Here is a 14,880-nt window from a genome sequence, read left to right on the forward strand (position 1 = left end):
CTTGTATCTTAAGCGCGCCAAGCACATGCACGGATACCCACACAGCGCAGTAATGCGCGACGATAATGTAAATTAAATAAACACCATGCAACGGGCCCTAACAGCCCACCAAGCACAACCCAGCGCTTAACTGGCATGCCTTTTTTAATCACTTCTAATACCAATCGTGTTAAGTTACTGACCATTTATAGCGACAGATAAATACAGTGATAACAAGGCCTAAATTTTGACATGTAGTTGTTCTACATGAAAAATTTATAACGCAGTTAGCGCTTTATTTAGCCCGCTAGAATGGTTAAATATTTAAGTCGATTGGTATAAATACATGATGGCAATAAATGCAGTGCAGATCAAAAAATACAAACGAGGCCCATTATACCAATCGTGTTAAGTTACTGACCATTTATAGCGACAGATAAATGGAGTGATAACAAGGCATAAATTTTGACATGTAGTTGTTCTACATGAAAAATTTATAACGCAGTTAGCGCTTTATTTAGCCCGCTAGAATGGTTAAATATTTAAGTCGATTGGTATTAGCTTATTAAAATCGAGCGCGCAGCGTAACGAAAGTATTGGCGAGTTTAAAGCCATATGGACAAATAGTGAACATAAATAATGGTGATATAAAAAACCGGCACTGATGCCGGTTTTTTATAAGTAAGCTATAAGCGCGATTACTTTTCAGCACGGCCCATAAATTTATGCTCAGCCGTATTGATACGGATACGATCACCAGTAGAAATATGTTCAGGTACTTGAATCGTTAAACCTGTTGATAAACGAGCTGGTTTTGAGCGTGCGCTTGCTGAAGCACCTTTGATTGATGGATCTGTTTCTTCAACCACAAGTTCAACGCTTGACGGTAAATCTAAGCCCACTGGTGCGCCATCAATGACAATAACGTGCACACCTTGTGTTTCTTCGTTTACAAATAAAATCTCTTCGCTGATCGCGTTTTTATTCAGGTTATATGGTGTGTAATCTTCGTTATCCATAAACACATATTCTTCACCGTCCACGTACGAGAACATTGCTTCGCGACGCGTTAAATCGGCTAATTTTAGCATGTCGCTGTCTTTGAATGTTTCATCTACTTTGCTGCCTGTGACAACATCGTACAAACGCATGCGATATAAGCTTCCACCAGCACGACCTTGTGGCACAGAGCGAACAATATCTTTAACCACTAAAACACGGCCATTGAACTCAATAGCAGTACCTTTTTTAACTTCACTTGCCTTTGGCATCAGTGTCTTCCTATAATTTATAAATCCCGAGAAACATACCACGAACTGGGTTTTCTTCAATAAGAAAATATCGCTTATCACAGTTTTTCTACTAGAGTCTGTATTTACTAATAAATTTTACCTATTGATCGATTTTTCATGACTAAACTACGAAAAAGCTGCTATGGTTAATTTACCATAAATGACTTCAAGGACTGGATCATGGATCAACACACAGCACATGAGTATTTATCTAAAAAACCTCTGGTTATGGTTACCCAACCATTTGGCCAAGAAGTTGATGTATATAAAGTAAACCATAAAATGTTTGCAACCTTGTCAGTTGGTAATGAAGGGCAAACAGATGAAGACGGTAATCCGCTTTGGTGGATGAATTTGAAATGCGACCCTGATGAAGCGCAAGCTCTTCGGGATATGTTTCCTTCGATTATACCTGGCTATCACATGAATAAACGGTTATGGAATACTGTTATTCTAGATGGCTCAATTCCACAAGGTGAAATTGAGCGTATGATCGATAATTCATTTAACTTAGTGGTTGCCAACATGCCTGAAAAAGATCGTAAGGCAATTGAAATCCATATGTAACAACCCGTTGTACTGTTCAAAACACTTGAACAGTACAACCTACGTTTTACTTGTACAGTCTAACAAGTAATGGTGATCATCAATTAGCACGCCAGCAATTTCGTAGGCTAAAGGCTCAACTTTCACAAACTTAAAGCCACATTTTACGAGCACTTTCTCCGAGCCAATATTCCCTGCACTAACCACGGCTTTTATTGACTGAATATTAAACTCCCCTCTTGCCCATGTTAAAAATGCATCAAGAGCTTCCGTTGCATAGCCACGACCATAAAACGCTGGTAGTAATAGATAACCCACTTCCTGCGTATGTGTCGTTTGCGATGCAGTAAACCCAGTTACGCCAACTGGCTTATTGCTGCATTTCTCATGAATAACCATACACAAGGGATGATTTGAATTTGGCTGCCAAGGCTTTAAACGCTCATTAAATTTTGCGCGTATTTGCACCTCAGATGGCTTATCGAAGCATTTTTCAATTACCTGAGCATCATTATGCAATGCAAAGAATAGCGGCCAATCGTCAGCCGTTAACAACTTTAGCGTTAATCTAGGTGTGTTGAGCTGCATAAATAGTTTCTTAGTACTCCTTTGCTAACGACCACTTGGCGCAAGTATGTTATACCAATCGTATTAAGTTACTGACCATTTATAGCGACAGATAAATGGCGTGATAACAAGGCATAAATTTTGACATGTAGTTGTTCTACATGAAAAATTTATAACGCAGTTAGCGCTTTATTTAGCCCGCTAGAATGGTTTAATATTTAAGTCGATTGGTATTATATCAATCAATAAGCATAAAAAAACGCACTTAAAGTGCGTTTTTATAACAAATAAAGCTCAAAGACTATTTCTTTTCTTTGCTGCTATCTGCAGTATCAGATTCTGCCACTTCTTCGCTATCAGTTGCTAACACTGGTGTATTTTCTTCATCAAGCTGTTCATTATCCGTGTCATTGGTTGTGACCGTAGGACTCTTTGTTGCAGTAACGTCGTCCTGCACTACCTCTTGTTGATTTGCAGGTTTAGCATGTTGAACAGGCGTGACTTGATAAAAGCTTGCGCCAGTATCCGCCATCGCAACTAATGGTGCACACGGGGCGAATACCGCATTATAGTTTGCAAAAGTGGCCATTTCTGAACTGACTTTATCCGCGCCCAACTTGTCCATATAACTAAATGGACCGCCTAAGAACGGCGGGAAGCCAATGCCAAATATAGCACCAATATCACCATCACGCGGGCTGGCAATAATGCCTTCATCTAAACATCGAGCAGCTTCATTAAGCATTTGCGATACACAGCGTTTCGCAATTTCACTTTTGTTTAAACGTGGCGATGGGCTAACACCTAACAATTCATAGACTGATTCATCCACTTTTTTGCTCTTTTTATCATAAAGATAAAAACCGCGACCCGTTTTACGGCCTAAGCGTTTAGCATCAATCAAACGTGAAAATGCATCAGGGGCTTTAAAGCGATCGCCCAGTTCCTTTTCAAGAATTGGAGCAATTTTAGAGCCAATATCAATCCCCACTTCGTCAAGTAAAGCAAGTGGTCCAACTGGGAAACCAAATTCAACAAGTGCCGCATCTATCTTCTCGATAGGCTCACCAGCAAGTAATAAGTTAGCCGCTTCATTCACATACGGAGCAAGAATACGGTTTACATAAAATCCTGCTTTGTCTTTTACCACTATCGGCGTTTTACCTTGCTTACGGGCAAAGTTTACAATCCGCGCGATGGTCTCTTGTGAAGTACCTTCGTGTGGAATGATTTCAACTAATGGCATTTTCTCAACCGGTGAGAAATAATGTAAGCCAATAACATTTTCAGGACGCGCAGCCTGCGCGGCTATTTGTGAAATAGGCAGTGATGAGGTGTTACTCGCAAAAATAGTGTTATCTTGGCATTCACGTTCTACATCCGCCACCATGCCTTGCTTAAGGCTTAAGTCTTCAAATACCGCTTCGATCACCAAATCAATGTGCTTAAAGCCACTGTAATTAGTAGTACCGGTAATTTTGTTCATGGTTTGTTGCAGGTCAGCTTTAGATAAAATGCGGCGTTTTTGCTTTTTATCTAAAATCTTATAGCTGTAATTCATGGCATTACTAATGCCCTGCTCGGCTACATCTTTAATACGCACTGGCACACCGGCTTTAACGGCACTAACATGTGCAATACCCGCGCCCATTAAACCGCCACCCAGTACAGCTGTTTTGGTGATTGCAGGTGCATCCTCGTTACGCCATTCTTTTTTCATTTCGGTGGTAGCGAAAAAGATCCCACGTAATGACTTAGACTCACTGCTCATTACTAACGTAGCAAAGCCTTCGGCTTCTGTTTTATAGGCTTTGAGTTCATCAAGCTCAACACTTGCACGTATTGCTTTGATGATCGCCAATGGCGCAGGATAATGACCACCGGTTTTCTTCAGCACATTTTCTTGCGCTTTTTTAAAGATGATATTGCGACCAAATGGGTTTGACTCAAGCAATTGGCTTAAACGGTCAAGCTTTGGTTTACTTGCTTTAGCTTTGCCTTTTAAAGCAAACTCTTTAGCAACACGTAACAACACAGTTTGTGGTACGCAGTCATCAACTAAACCCGACTTTTTAGCCTGTTTAGCGCGTATTTGCTTACCTGTTAAGGTCCACTCTAAGGCTTTTTGTAAGCCAACTAGTTTAGGTAATCGTTGTGTACCCCCACCACCTGGTAACAAGCCAAGCTGTACTTCGGGCAAGCCTAGTTTGGTAATATCACTGTCGGTACATACGCGGTAATCACAGGCTAACGCGAACTCTAACCCACCGCCTAATGCTGGGCCATGAATAGCGCTTACAGTGGGAAACGGCAATTTTTTCATATCAAAAAAAGCACGGTGGCACAGCTCACTAATTGCTAATGCATCTTCACGCTTTTCAACATTATCGAGCATTTTTACATCAGCACCGGCGATAAAGTTATCACTTTTACCGCTAATAAATACCATGCCTTTTACTGATTGCTGTTTTGCATCAGTAAGCAATGCTTGCAAGTCATCTGCAAAGCTGTCGCGCAGGGTATTCATTTTTTCACCCGGCACGTCGATAGTTACAACAGCAAGTTTTTGCTCATCTATTTCTAAACTAAATACTGAATCTGTCATTACGCACTCTCCAATACAAAAGCTGCACCTAATCCACCAGCCGCACAAGCTGTTGTAAGGGCTAAACCACCGCCACGACGGTTAAGTTCATGTAAACTTTGGGTGATAAGTCGTGCGCCGGTGGCCGCAAATGGGTGACCATAAGCAAGCGAGCCGCCCATCACGTTAAACTTATCCATGTTAATTTCACCGATGGCTTTATTACGGCCAAGCTTTTCTTGAGCAAACTTATCTGAGGCAAACATTTTCATGTTCGCCAAGGTTTGCGCGGCAAATGCTTCATGCATTTCAATTAAATCAAGATCTGCCAGTGTGATTCCTGCTCTATCTAATGCAATAGGCGTTGAGTGTGCAGGTCCCATCAACATGTCTTCATGCACACCAATTGCAGAAAATGCAAAGCTACGTACGTAACCTAAAATGTTATAGCCTAACGCTTTTGCTTTGCTTTCGCTCATCATTAATACCGCTGCGGCACCATCTGTTAATGGTGTTGAGTTTGCAGCAGTTACAGAACCATGTTGACGGTCAAAAGCCGGCTTTAATTTAGCATAGCCTTCAACGGTTGAGTTATGGCGAATATTGTTATCTTGCTCGATAAAGCTTTTATACGGCGCCACATGCGCAGTCATTACTTCATTAGCAAGTTTACCATCAGCCCATGCTTGGCTAGCAAGCGTGTGCGAGCGATGTGCTAAAGCGTCCTGATCTTCACGGCTAATGTTATGGGTTTTTGCCATTTGCTCAGCTGTTTGCCCCATCGATAAACCGGTAGAATATTCTGCAACGGCTGGCGGTACAGGGAGTAAATCTTTTAAGCGCAGCTTTGAAAATATTTTTAAACGCTGACCTAAGGTACGTGCTTTATTTAAATCAACCAGACTACCCGCTAATTTTTTACTCACGCCAATGGGGAGTACAGATGACGAATCAGCGCCACCGGCGATACCCACTTGCACGGAGCCTGCCATGATTGACTCGGCCACATTGGCAATCGCTTGAAAACTAGTCGCACAAGCGCGTGATACTGAATACGCATCAACAGAAACCGGCATACCTGTCCCTAATACGATTTCACGGGCGATATTCGGTGCTTCTGGCATTTGCACCACTTGACCGAATACCAGTTGATCAATTTCAGATTTATCAAAATTAAGACGTTCAAGCATTTCGTTAACCACTAACTTACCCATATCAAGAGCCGGTACATGGTGAAATGCTGTCGCTTGCTTAGCGAACGGCGTACGTAAACCACTGACGATGGCGATACGATCGCCCTTTGCTGTTTTTAGTATGTTTTGCTCAGACATTAATGCTCTCCCGCTGACAGGTCTGACCTGTTTATTTTCCTCGATTCTAAACAACCCGTGTACTAAAGCCAATAGCGAAATTGAAAATAGTATAATTAGTTACCAACAATAGGCTTTTTTTAACGTATTTACAAAAAATAGTGTGATTTGTGTGCTAGGGTAAAAATCGTTAAAAAATAACGAACTATTTTGTAAATTTAAGTCTAACACTTGTGTTATAGAACAATAATCCCAATAACCATTAAAGCTTTTTATAAACCTTGCTAATCAGGACAGTTTTTTTACTATGGCCACTAACGTATTTTCACAATTAAAAACTTATTTAGACAGCCAAATTATTGGCCAGCCAGAACTAACGCAAGCACTCCTTATCGCTATTTTAGCCGATGGCCACTTATTAGTAGAAGGTCCTCCTGGACTTGCTAAAACCCGAGCTGTTAATGCGCTAGCAAAAGGCGTAGAGGGTTCATTTCAACGCGTACAATTCACCCCAGACTTATTACCTGCTGACGTCACGGGTACTGATATTTATCGTCAACAGACCAGCGAATTCGTGTTTGAAAAAGGCCCTTTATTCCATAACCTCATCTTAGCCGATGAAATTAACCGTGCTCCTGCGAAAGTACAATCAGCATTATTAGAAGCCATGGCTGAACGTCAGGTTACCGTTGGCAAAAATACCTACCCACTGTCTGACTTATTTATGGTTATGGCTACTCAAAACCCGCTTGAACAAGAAGGGACTTACCCCCTTCCTGAAGCGCAATTAGACCGCTTTTTATTGCACTTGAGCATTGACTACCCAGGCGCAGAACATGAGCTTGATATTTTACGCCTTACTCGCGGTGAAGCACTGAGCGAGCATCAAGCACCAGCACAACAAATTAGCCAAAGCGACTTATTTGCTTCACGCAAAGCAATTTTAGGTCTGCATTTAGCTGAGCCGCTTGAGCAATATTTAGTGCAATTGATCATTGCCACCCGTGAAGGGGCTAAATTGGATGCGCAACTGGGCAGCTGGATTGAGTATGGCGCAAGTCCACGTGCGACAATCGCGCTTGATAAATGTGCCCGTGCACATGCTTGGTTACAAGGCCGTGATTTTGTTGCCCCCGATGATATTCAAGCTGTACTACATAACGTGCTGCGCCATCGCATTATCTTAAGTTATGAAGCACAAGCTGATGGTGTTACTAAAGATCAGGTTATTAGCCGTATTCTAGAACTCGTTGCCGTACCATAAGCCATGCAAAAGCAATTAGATAATCAACAGTGGCTCCGTTTAAGTCATAGCCATGGGGTCGACTTAGGGTTAAAAGAGCTCATGTATTACAAAGCGAAAGCCCGCTTACTTGAGCTTGCTCCAAAAGTTAAGATCAGAAATAGTCTAACCGGTCAGTATCTTGCTCCCCATAAAGGTCGCGGTATGGAATTTGCCGAAGTACGCCATTATCAACACGGCGATGATATTCGCTCAATTGATTGGCGGGTTACGGCGCGAACCGGTGAAACCCACACAAAACTTTTTCAAGAAGAAAAAGAACGCCCTGTATTTGTGTTTACCGACTTTTCTAATTCCATGTTATTTGGTTCTAAACTGTTACTTAAATCTGTGCAGGCGGCACATATTAGTGCTTTAGTTGCATGGTCAGCATGCCAACGTGGCGATCGCATTGGCGGTATTGTGTTTAATCAACACGGTCATTTAGAGCTAAAACCCAGCGCACGTGAAAAGGCGGTACTAAAATTGTGTCACAATTTATGTGATAGTCACCACCAAGCCCTGAGCCAAATTGACGACGTTGCCACTAATAAACTAAGCGATAACCTAAAACGCTTAAACCACTTAGCCAAACCGGGCAGCTTAGTATATTTAGTCTCTGATTTTAGCGCCCTCGATGATGCCAGTTTTAAACAACTCGAAATACTCAGTCGGCACTGCGAGTTGATCGGCTGCCATATTAGCGATCCATTCGAACACCAGCTTCCAGCGTTTAAACAAACCGTTACGGTCAGCGCCAACGGCAGTGATTTTGCCCTGCCACTGATGGATAAAAGCTTTCGAGATAAGTTTGCTAAAACTGCTGCACAAGCCTTTGCTGCACGTTTAGAGCGCTTAACTAAATCGGGTCTTAATTTAATATCATTCAATGCAGCCACACCACTTGAGCTGCAATTAGTGAGAAAGTAACATGCAAACCTCTCCTTTAGATGGCCTACATGATGTCATTGTCCCAACTCAGGTATCTTGGTGGCCTTTGGCCCCCATTTGGTGGGTCATTATTGCCATACTGCTACTTACTATTAGCTTTACAGGTTATAAGTTGTATCAAACCTACCAATTTAAAAAAGCCAAGCGACACGCTGTGCTATTGAGTAATCAATATGATGACGATGCTCAACAGTTACATATTTTAATCAAGCGTTTGGTTTTACATTACTACGGTCAAAGCGCAGCATCACAAGGCACAAAGCAATGGTGTAAAACTATTAATAAGCTGACCGGACAACAATTTACTGAAGGTGAACTAATGAGCCTTTATCAAGCAAACAGTGAACAGAGTGCGCTGGCAAATAAATTAAAACTCGCCATCTCACAATTTAAATTAAAGGAGCCACTGAATGTTTGAATTTAGCTGGCCTTGGCTCTTTGTATTATTACCACTACCTTGGTTATTGCGCTTTTTAAAGCCTGTTCACACTGAAGGAAATACCCGATTACGTATTCCAAGTTTTGCCAAACATAATTTAGCCACACAAGTCGCCCATCAACACACCCGCAGTATTAGCGCATTCGAGTGGCTGATCTGGGCTTTATTAGTGAGTGCACTGGCCAACCCAACTTGGCTTGACGAACCAATTACGTTACCTAATGAAGGCCGCGATATCATGCTCGCAGTAGATTTATCAGGATCTATGACCGAGCAAGATATGGCATATCAAGGCCAATATGTTGACCGTTTAACCATGGTAAAAGCAGTGTTAAGTGACTTTATTGAGCAGCGCCAAGGTGACCGTTTAGGACTGATTTTATTTGGCGATACGGCCTTTTTACAAACCCCACTAACACGGGATGTAAAAACAGTGAGCCAAATGCTCTCTGAAACGCAAATTGGCTTAGTTGGCCGTGCAACAGCTATCGGTGATGCCCTAGGTTTATCAGTAAAACGCTTTGCTAATAAAGATGAAAGTAACCGTATCGTGGTGCTATTAACCGATGGCCAAAATACAGCGGGCAATTTAGATCCAGAAGAAGCTCTATTACTTGCTCGTGAAGAAGGCATAAAAGTCTATACCATAGGGGTAGGCTCTGATAACCCTCGCGGTTTTAGCTTATTTAATATGGGTGGCATGAGCGGCGGCAGCCTAGATGAAAGATTATTAAAACGCATTGCAGAACAAACCGGTGGTCTGTATTTTCGTGCTAAAGACGTTGCGGGCTTACAACAAATTTACCAAGAGCTAGATAAACTAGAGCCCATCAGTGCTGACGAGCAAACGTTTCGCCCACAAAGCGCTTTATTCTATTTCCCTTTATTAATTGCACTGGGTTTGATTGCTTTACGCATTATGTTTATTAGCGCAAAAACACTAAGACAGGAGGCCTAATGGACTTTGAATTTATCCGACCAACCGTTTTGTGGCTATTAGTGCCTGTGTGTGTCGTATTTGCTATTGCAATGTTAAAACACAAAAATGCTAAGCAAGCTGAGTTAATTGCTCCTCATTTAGCAAAGTTTGTGATCAGCAACAATACTCAACAACATAGCCAACCTATGTGGCTAATTGCATTATTTGCAGTGTTAGCCGTTATTTTTAGCGCAGGTCCTAGTTTTGAAGAAAAACAAGTACCTGTATTTCAAAGTAAAAATGCCCGGGTAATTGTAATGGATATGTCGTTGTCTATGTACAGTACCGACATAGCGCCTAGCCGTTTAGTGCAAGCACGCTTTAAAGCACTGGATATGATTAAGTTATTCAAAGAAGGTGACACCGCTTTAGTCGCGTATGCGGGCACTGCGTATACGATTTCACCCTTAACCACCGATGCTACCACGCTCGAGAACCTGATCCCCAGCTTAAGCCCAGATATTATGCCCGATAAAGGCTCTAACGTACTGGCAGGCCTTGATACTGCCAAAGAGCTATTGACCCAAGCAGGTTACCTTGAAGGTGACATTATCTTAGTGACCGATGGGATTGAGCAAAGTGAACAAAATGACATTAGTCAATTTACTGGCAATAACCCGTATCGCTTAAATATTTATGGGGTAGGAACAGAGCAAGGTGCGCCAATCAAGCTTCCTGAGGGGGGATTTTTAAAAGACAGTTACGGGCAAATCGTGGTGCCAACTATCAATACAAGTTTACTTAATAGCTTAGCTAAAAATAGCGGTGGTAAGTTTACCACATACCAGCCCAGCGCTCGGGATATTCAAACATTTGCACCCAGTGCAAATAGTGAAGTGCTTAAAAATGAAAAACAAAGCCAAGCATTATGGCGTATAGATGCTGGGATCTATGGCCTGTTCATATTGTTGCCAATGATGATGTGGATTTTTCGCCGTGGTGCATTTGCCGCTGCATTTTTAGTGGTGTGCTTTTTACCACAACAAAATGCGTATGCTGTAGCGCTTCCAACACTCTTTAAAAACCAAGATCAACGTGCCCTAGATGCATATCAACAAGGTGAATATGAACAAGCTGCGACTGCTGATTCAAGTCAATTAAAAGGCGCGGCACTGTATCAGCAAGGGAATTTTGATGCGGCATTAGCCCAATTTAGCGAAGATAAAAGCCCTACTGGTTTATATAATTACGGCAATGCCCTAGCCAAAGCAGGCAAACTAGAAGAAGCCATTAACGCCTACCAGCAAGCGCAACAGTTGCAAGATAACTTTACTCAAGCAAAGGAAAATCAAGCATTAGTTGAGCAACTACTGCAGCAGCAGCAGGAGCAGCAACAACAGCAAGAAGGTCAAGACGGCGAACAAAATCAAGACCAAGACTCTCAAGATGGCGAGCAAGGCCAAGATCAGCAAAATAAAGATAAATCACAACAAGGTGAGCAAGCCGATCAGGATGAACAATCTCAACAAAATGATGAATCCCAGCAAAGTGATGAGCAACAAGATGGGAAACCATCAGGCCAGCAATCTGATGAACAAAATGACCCGCAAATGGAAGCTGAGCCTGAGCAAGCTGATGAGAATGACGCACAACAAACGGATGCTCAAAGCGAAGCAAAAGATGAACCCGAAAATGATGAACCACAAGCACAACTGAGTCCTGAACAACAGCAACAGGCTGAAGAAGCGGCCAAACAGCAAGCCATGCAAGCACACACCGCTGAGCTGACTAATGAAGAAAAAGAGAAAGCGCAACAATTGAGTCAGTTGTTGCGCAAAGTGCCCGATGATCCCGCTATTTTATTACGTAACAAAATGCAATTAGAAGCCCAAAAACGAAACTATCAACGCCGTCCACAAGGAGTCGAAAAATCATGGTAATGCGATTAATCTGTTGTTTATTGCTTATCAGCGCTATGCCCTCGTGGGCGATTACACAACTACAAGCCAGTGTTGATAAAAACCCCGTATTAGCGGGTGAATTTTTTATGCTCAGTATCAGTGCGGACGACAATATTAAAGATGACCAACCAGATACATCGGTGCTGTTAAAAGACTTTGTTGTTGGCCGAACGACTGTTAGCACTCGTACCAATATTATTAATGGCAGTATTTCAAAGCAAACAAACTGGTCTGTTAAACTAATGACTCGCGATGCTGGGAATTATACTATCCCCGCATTCACTGTAGCCGGTGTCAGCTCTGATCCCATAGAGTTAAAAGTTGCCCAGCGTAGCCAAGATGCTGAGCAAAACAACGATATATTTATCAAAGCATCGCTTTCTAGCGACAGCTTATTCGTGCAAGAAGCCGGACTGTATACTGTAAAACTCTACCTCGCAAAAGAGTTGCTTGATGGTAATTTAAGCACCCCAACGATGCCCGATGCGCAGCTAAGCCAAATAGGTAAACAAGCTGAAGATTACGAGTTAATTGATGGAAAACGTTACTTAGTCATCACGCGAGAGTATTTAGTACAACCACAAAAAAGTGGCAGCTACACAATTCAAGCACCCGCCTTTCAGGGACGAATTCGCCAAGATTACCGCCAATTAGATGTCTCAGCATTGGGTGAAGATGTAAACGTTGAGATAAAACCAATTCCCAATGACTATCAAGGTGCCTGGTTACCAAGCGAGTTAGTCAGTTTAGATGAGCAATGGCAGCCAGAGCATGACACAGTAGAAGTTGGCACACCAATAACACGAACGCTGACATTAACCGCACTTGGCATCACCAAAGAGCAACTACCCGATATTGATTTACCTGAAATAAAAGGCATACGCAGCTATCCCGATGAAAAGGAAAACAACCACTTAGTCAGAGATGGCCGTGTTATTTCACAACAAACTGCATCGTATGCTCTACTGCCACAATTGCCTGGCACCTATACATTGCCAGAAGTGAGCGTTCCTTGGTATAACACTAAAATTAACCGTATTAGCTATGCAACCTTGCCAGCGCGTACCATTACCGTAACGCCAAGTAGTAACGATGTAGTCCCCCCACCCCCTGCGGCACCGACCTCGGCATTACCAACAACCGAAGCGCCAAGCTCGCTAACTTCACAACCAATCCAGGTAAGCCATATCCCTATTTGGTTAGTTATTGTTAGCGTGATTGGTTATTTATTGTGGCTGATCACGTTAATTTTATGGTTACGAAGCCGTTCTGTACGCACAGCTGTTAGCAGTCAGCCTAAAGTACTAAAAAAAGATTCATCGACATCCCTGAATGAACTTAAGAAGGCTAGTAAAAACAATGATATAAATGCGTTTTATCAGGCATTGAACCGTTATGCGGTGCAGCAGACAAAACAATCGCATAGTGCGATAGACAAGTTAATGCTCGACGTTGATAATATTCAACTTAGTCAACATATTGCGAAACTGCAGTCAGCCCTCTATAGTCCTAATAGTACCGAGGTAGACTTGGCAGCCATTGTAAATCTGTTAGAAGAACAGCGTAATAGACAGAGTAAATCTCAACAAGCTGTATTAAAAGGACTTTATAAATAGAGTTTAAGTGCGTAGCAATTCTCCTCGCACTTGGACAGCGGATTACTTAAAATAAATAAAAAAGTGCTTATGCTTGGAAATAAAAACGCGAATAGTCAGGTCTTAGTTGATATGGCAGAGAAAAAAACACGCTATGAAAAACTAGTTCATGTTTATCATAGTGAATTATATCGTTTTGCCTATTGGCTATGCCGTGACCCTAATATTGCTGAAGATCTGGTCCAGGAAACGTTTTTACGTGCTTGGCGAGCGCTTGATTCATTATTAGATCAAAAAGCCGCAAAACCATGGCTACTGACGATTTTACGCCGGGAAAATGCCCGCCGTTTTGAACGCAAACAATTTGATTATAGCGATGTTGAAAACGATACCTTAGTTGATGATACAAGCGTCAGCTTAGATGACGAAATGGAGCAAACAGTGATCCAACGTCAAATCGCTAAGCTTACTGATGAATATCGAGAGCCATTACTATTACAGGTAGTGATGGGTTGCTCCGGTGAAGAGATAGCAGAAATATTAGATTTAAATAAAAATACCGTAATGACGCGTTTATACCGCGCCAGAAACCAGTTAAAAGAGGCTTTAAGCCGTGATGATGAACAACTTAAAGGGGCATCAAAATAATGGATGATCTCGAGTTTCGTCGCCGAGTTAGCGCACAGCCAAACAGCACAGAGAAGGAGCTTTTAGACTTTGCAGAGCAGCACCCTGAGCGACAAGCATTTATAGATGACATGCAAGCATTTGATACACAGCTTGCCGAGGCACTTGATATTCCTGTGCCAAAAGGTCTTGCTGAGCGTATTTTAGCAAATACCGCAGCCCATGCAGAAAACGAAGTACCCAATAGTGAATCGCAGTTTACAGCGCAAACTGATGCAAGTATGCAACAGCCAACTGATAATGTCATTGAGGCAAGCTCACGCTTTAAACTAGGTCGTTTGCCGCTTGCCATGGCAGCCTCTTTATTGGTGGCCGTAGGTGCATTTTTCTTTAGCAGTGAGCAAAATGTTGCATATGCCGCAGGGGAACATGCGCTTGCGCATGTTTACTATGAAATTAATTCGTTACAAAAAACTGAAGCAATCAGTTTAGAAACAGTCAACGAAAAGTTTGCTGTTCTTGGTGGCCACTTAGATGAGCTTCCCGGTAAAGTAACCTATTTGATGTTTTGTGACTTTAAAGGTCAAAAAGGCCTGCATCTGGTGTTTGAATCGGAGCACGGCCCCATGACGGTATTTATCGTGCCATCAAAGGATCAATCTTTTGGCATTGGCGCAGATGATTTTCAAGACGATCGCTTTGAAGGTCATATAAATCGAGGCCCAGAGGCTGATACTATTTTAGTTGCCAGTTTAGGGGTGCCGTTAGAACACTACAACGATCGCATTAACCATGCCATTCGCTGGTTAAATTAAGGATTAAATTGCA

Annotated in this window: 14 protein-coding genes; 9 read left to right on the plus strand and 5 right to left on the minus strand. The window is 42.2% G+C overall.

Annotation, left to right across the window (positions count from 1 at the left end; translation table 11 throughout):
- Window positions 1-8: 8 nt before the first annotated feature.
- Both PHAL_RS24370 and efpL read right to left on the minus strand, forming a co-directional pair.
- Window positions 9-185, minus strand: a complete 177-nt coding sequence (locus PHAL_RS24370; protein WP_016707938.1) for a hypothetical protein — start codon at window positions 183-185, stop codon at window positions 9-11.
- Between the two features lie 492 nt (window positions 186-677).
- On the minus strand, window positions 678-1,250 hold the full coding sequence (efpL, locus tag PHAL_RS0108360) for an elongation factor P-like protein EfpL (RefSeq protein ID WP_016707939.1): 573 nt from the start codon (window positions 1,248-1,250) through the stop codon (window positions 678-680).
- A 201-nt stretch (window positions 1,251-1,451) separates the two neighbouring features.
- Between efpL and PHAL_RS0108365 the strand changes: the two genes are divergently transcribed.
- Entirely contained in the window at window positions 1,452-1,838 is a 387-nt protein-coding gene (locus tag PHAL_RS0108365) for an MmcQ/YjbR family DNA-binding protein (RefSeq protein WP_016707940.1), read from the plus strand.
- 39 nt (window positions 1,839-1,877) lie between these two features.
- Here the strand turns inward: PHAL_RS0108365 and PHAL_RS0108370 are convergent, their stop codons facing one another.
- The 3 genes from PHAL_RS0108370 to fadI form a co-directional block, all read right to left on the minus strand.
- Window positions 1,878-2,405 carry a GNAT family N-acetyltransferase gene (locus PHAL_RS0108370; protein WP_016707941.1) on the minus strand — a complete coding sequence of 176 codons (528 nt, stop codon included), beginning with the start codon at window positions 2,403-2,405 and terminating at the stop codon, window positions 1,878-1,880.
- 280 nt (window positions 2,406-2,685) lie between these two features.
- Window positions 2,686-4,989: a fatty acid oxidation complex subunit alpha FadJ gene (gene fadJ, locus PHAL_RS0108375; RefSeq protein ID WP_016707942.1), complete on the minus strand. Its 2,304-nt coding sequence runs from the start codon at window positions 4,987-4,989 to the stop codon at window positions 2,686-2,688.
- Complete coding sequence (gene fadI, locus PHAL_RS0108380; protein WP_016707943.1) at window positions 4,989-6,299, minus strand: acetyl-CoA C-acyltransferase FadI; 1,311 nt, start codon at window positions 6,297-6,299, stop codon at window positions 4,989-4,991. Before fadI ends, fadJ begins: the two co-directional genes overlap by 1 nt.
- 286 nt (window positions 6,300-6,585) lie before the next feature.
- Between fadI and PHAL_RS0108385 the strand changes: the two genes are divergently transcribed.
- The 8 genes from PHAL_RS0108385 (at window position 6,586) to PHAL_RS0108420 (ending at window position 14,867) form a co-directional block, all read left to right on the plus strand.
- Complete coding sequence (locus PHAL_RS0108385) at window positions 6,586-7,542, plus strand: AAA family ATPase (RefSeq protein ID WP_016707944.1); 957 nt, start codon at window positions 6,586-6,588, stop codon at window positions 7,540-7,542.
- A gap of 3 nt (window positions 7,543-7,545) precedes the next feature.
- Window positions 7,546-8,490, plus strand: a complete 945-nt coding sequence (locus PHAL_RS0108390) for a DUF58 domain-containing protein (RefSeq protein ID WP_016707945.1) — start codon at window positions 7,546-7,548, stop codon at window positions 8,488-8,490.
- A 1-nt stretch (window position 8,491) separates the two neighbouring features.
- Window positions 8,492-8,929 (plus strand): DUF4381 domain-containing protein, encoded by a 438-nt coding sequence (locus PHAL_RS0108395; RefSeq protein WP_016707946.1) that lies wholly within the window; start codon window positions 8,492-8,494, stop codon window positions 8,927-8,929.
- On the plus strand, window positions 8,922-9,908 hold the full coding sequence (locus PHAL_RS0108400) for a vWA domain-containing protein (protein ID WP_016707947.1): 987 nt from the start codon (window positions 8,922-8,924) through the stop codon (window positions 9,906-9,908). The genes PHAL_RS0108395 and PHAL_RS0108400 overlap by 8 nt, the downstream gene beginning before the upstream one ends.
- On the plus strand, window positions 9,908-11,809 hold the full coding sequence (locus tag PHAL_RS0108405) for a vWA domain-containing protein (RefSeq protein WP_016707948.1): 1,902 nt from the start codon (window positions 9,908-9,910) through the stop codon (window positions 11,807-11,809). The genes PHAL_RS0108400 and PHAL_RS0108405 overlap by 1 nt, the downstream gene beginning before the upstream one ends.
- Window positions 11,803-13,446 carry a BatD family protein gene (locus tag PHAL_RS0108410; protein WP_016707949.1) on the plus strand — a complete coding sequence of 548 codons (1,644 nt, stop codon included), beginning with the start codon at window positions 11,803-11,805 and terminating at the stop codon, window positions 13,444-13,446. The genes PHAL_RS0108405 and PHAL_RS0108410 overlap by 7 nt, the downstream gene beginning before the upstream one ends.
- A 69-nt stretch (window positions 13,447-13,515) precedes the next feature.
- Window positions 13,516-14,073, plus strand: a complete 558-nt coding sequence (locus PHAL_RS0108415; protein WP_036980711.1) for a sigma-70 family RNA polymerase sigma factor — start codon at window positions 13,516-13,518, stop codon at window positions 14,071-14,073.
- Window positions 14,073-14,867, plus strand: coding sequence for a DUF3379 family protein (locus PHAL_RS0108420; RefSeq protein ID WP_016707951.1), 795 nt, complete (start codon window positions 14,073-14,075; stop codon window positions 14,865-14,867). The genes PHAL_RS0108415 and PHAL_RS0108420 overlap by 1 nt, the downstream gene beginning before the upstream one ends.
- Window positions 14,868-14,880 lie beyond the last annotated feature (13 nt).

Origin of the sequence: Pseudoalteromonas haloplanktis ATCC 14393 (genome assembly GCF_000238355.1) — a bacterium.
Lineage (GTDB): Bacteria > Pseudomonadota > Gammaproteobacteria > Enterobacterales > Alteromonadaceae > Pseudoalteromonas > Pseudoalteromonas haloplanktis.

Bases quoted from the DNA above. Each gene is read 5' to 3' on its own strand.
- PHAL_RS0108420 (WP_016707951.1), top strand. From the start codon at position 14,073: ATGGATGATCTCGAGTTTCGTCGCCGAGTTAGCGCACAGCCAAACAGC.
- PHAL_RS24370 (WP_016707938.1), bottom strand. From the start codon at position 185: ATGGTCAGTAACTTAACACGATTGGTATTAGAAGTGATTAAAAAAGGC.
- fadJ (WP_016707942.1), bottom strand. From the start codon at position 4,989: ATGACAGATTCAGTATTTAGTTTAGAAATAGATGAGCAAAAACTTGCT.
- PHAL_RS0108365 (WP_016707940.1), top strand. From the start codon at position 1,452: ATGGATCAACACACAGCACATGAGTATTTATCTAAAAAACCTCTGGTT.
- PHAL_RS0108415 (WP_036980711.1), top strand. From the start codon at position 13,516: ATGCTTGGAAATAAAAACGCGAATAGTCAGGTCTTAGTTGATATGGCA.
- fadI (WP_016707943.1), bottom strand. From the start codon at position 6,299: ATGTCTGAGCAAAACATACTAAAAACAGCAAAGGGCGATCGTATCGCC.
- PHAL_RS0108395 (WP_016707946.1), top strand. From the start codon at position 8,492: ATGCAAACCTCTCCTTTAGATGGCCTACATGATGTCATTGTCCCAACT.
- PHAL_RS0108400 (WP_016707947.1), top strand. From the start codon at position 8,922: ATGTTTGAATTTAGCTGGCCTTGGCTCTTTGTATTATTACCACTACCT.
- PHAL_RS0108385 (WP_016707944.1), top strand. From the start codon at position 6,586: ATGGCCACTAACGTATTTTCACAATTAAAAACTTATTTAGACAGCCAA.
- PHAL_RS0108410 (WP_016707949.1), top strand. From the start codon at position 11,803: ATGGTAATGCGATTAATCTGTTGTTTATTGCTTATCAGCGCTATGCCC.
- efpL (WP_016707939.1), bottom strand. From the start codon at position 1,250: ATGCCAAAGGCAAGTGAAGTTAAAAAAGGTACTGCTATTGAGTTCAAT.
- PHAL_RS0108370 (WP_016707941.1), bottom strand. From the start codon at position 2,405: ATGCAGCTCAACACACCTAGATTAACGCTAAAGTTGTTAACGGCTGAC.
- PHAL_RS0108405 (WP_016707948.1), top strand. From the start codon at position 9,908: ATGGACTTTGAATTTATCCGACCAACCGTTTTGTGGCTATTAGTGCCT.
- PHAL_RS0108390 (WP_016707945.1), top strand. From the start codon at position 7,546: ATGCAAAAGCAATTAGATAATCAACAGTGGCTCCGTTTAAGTCATAGC.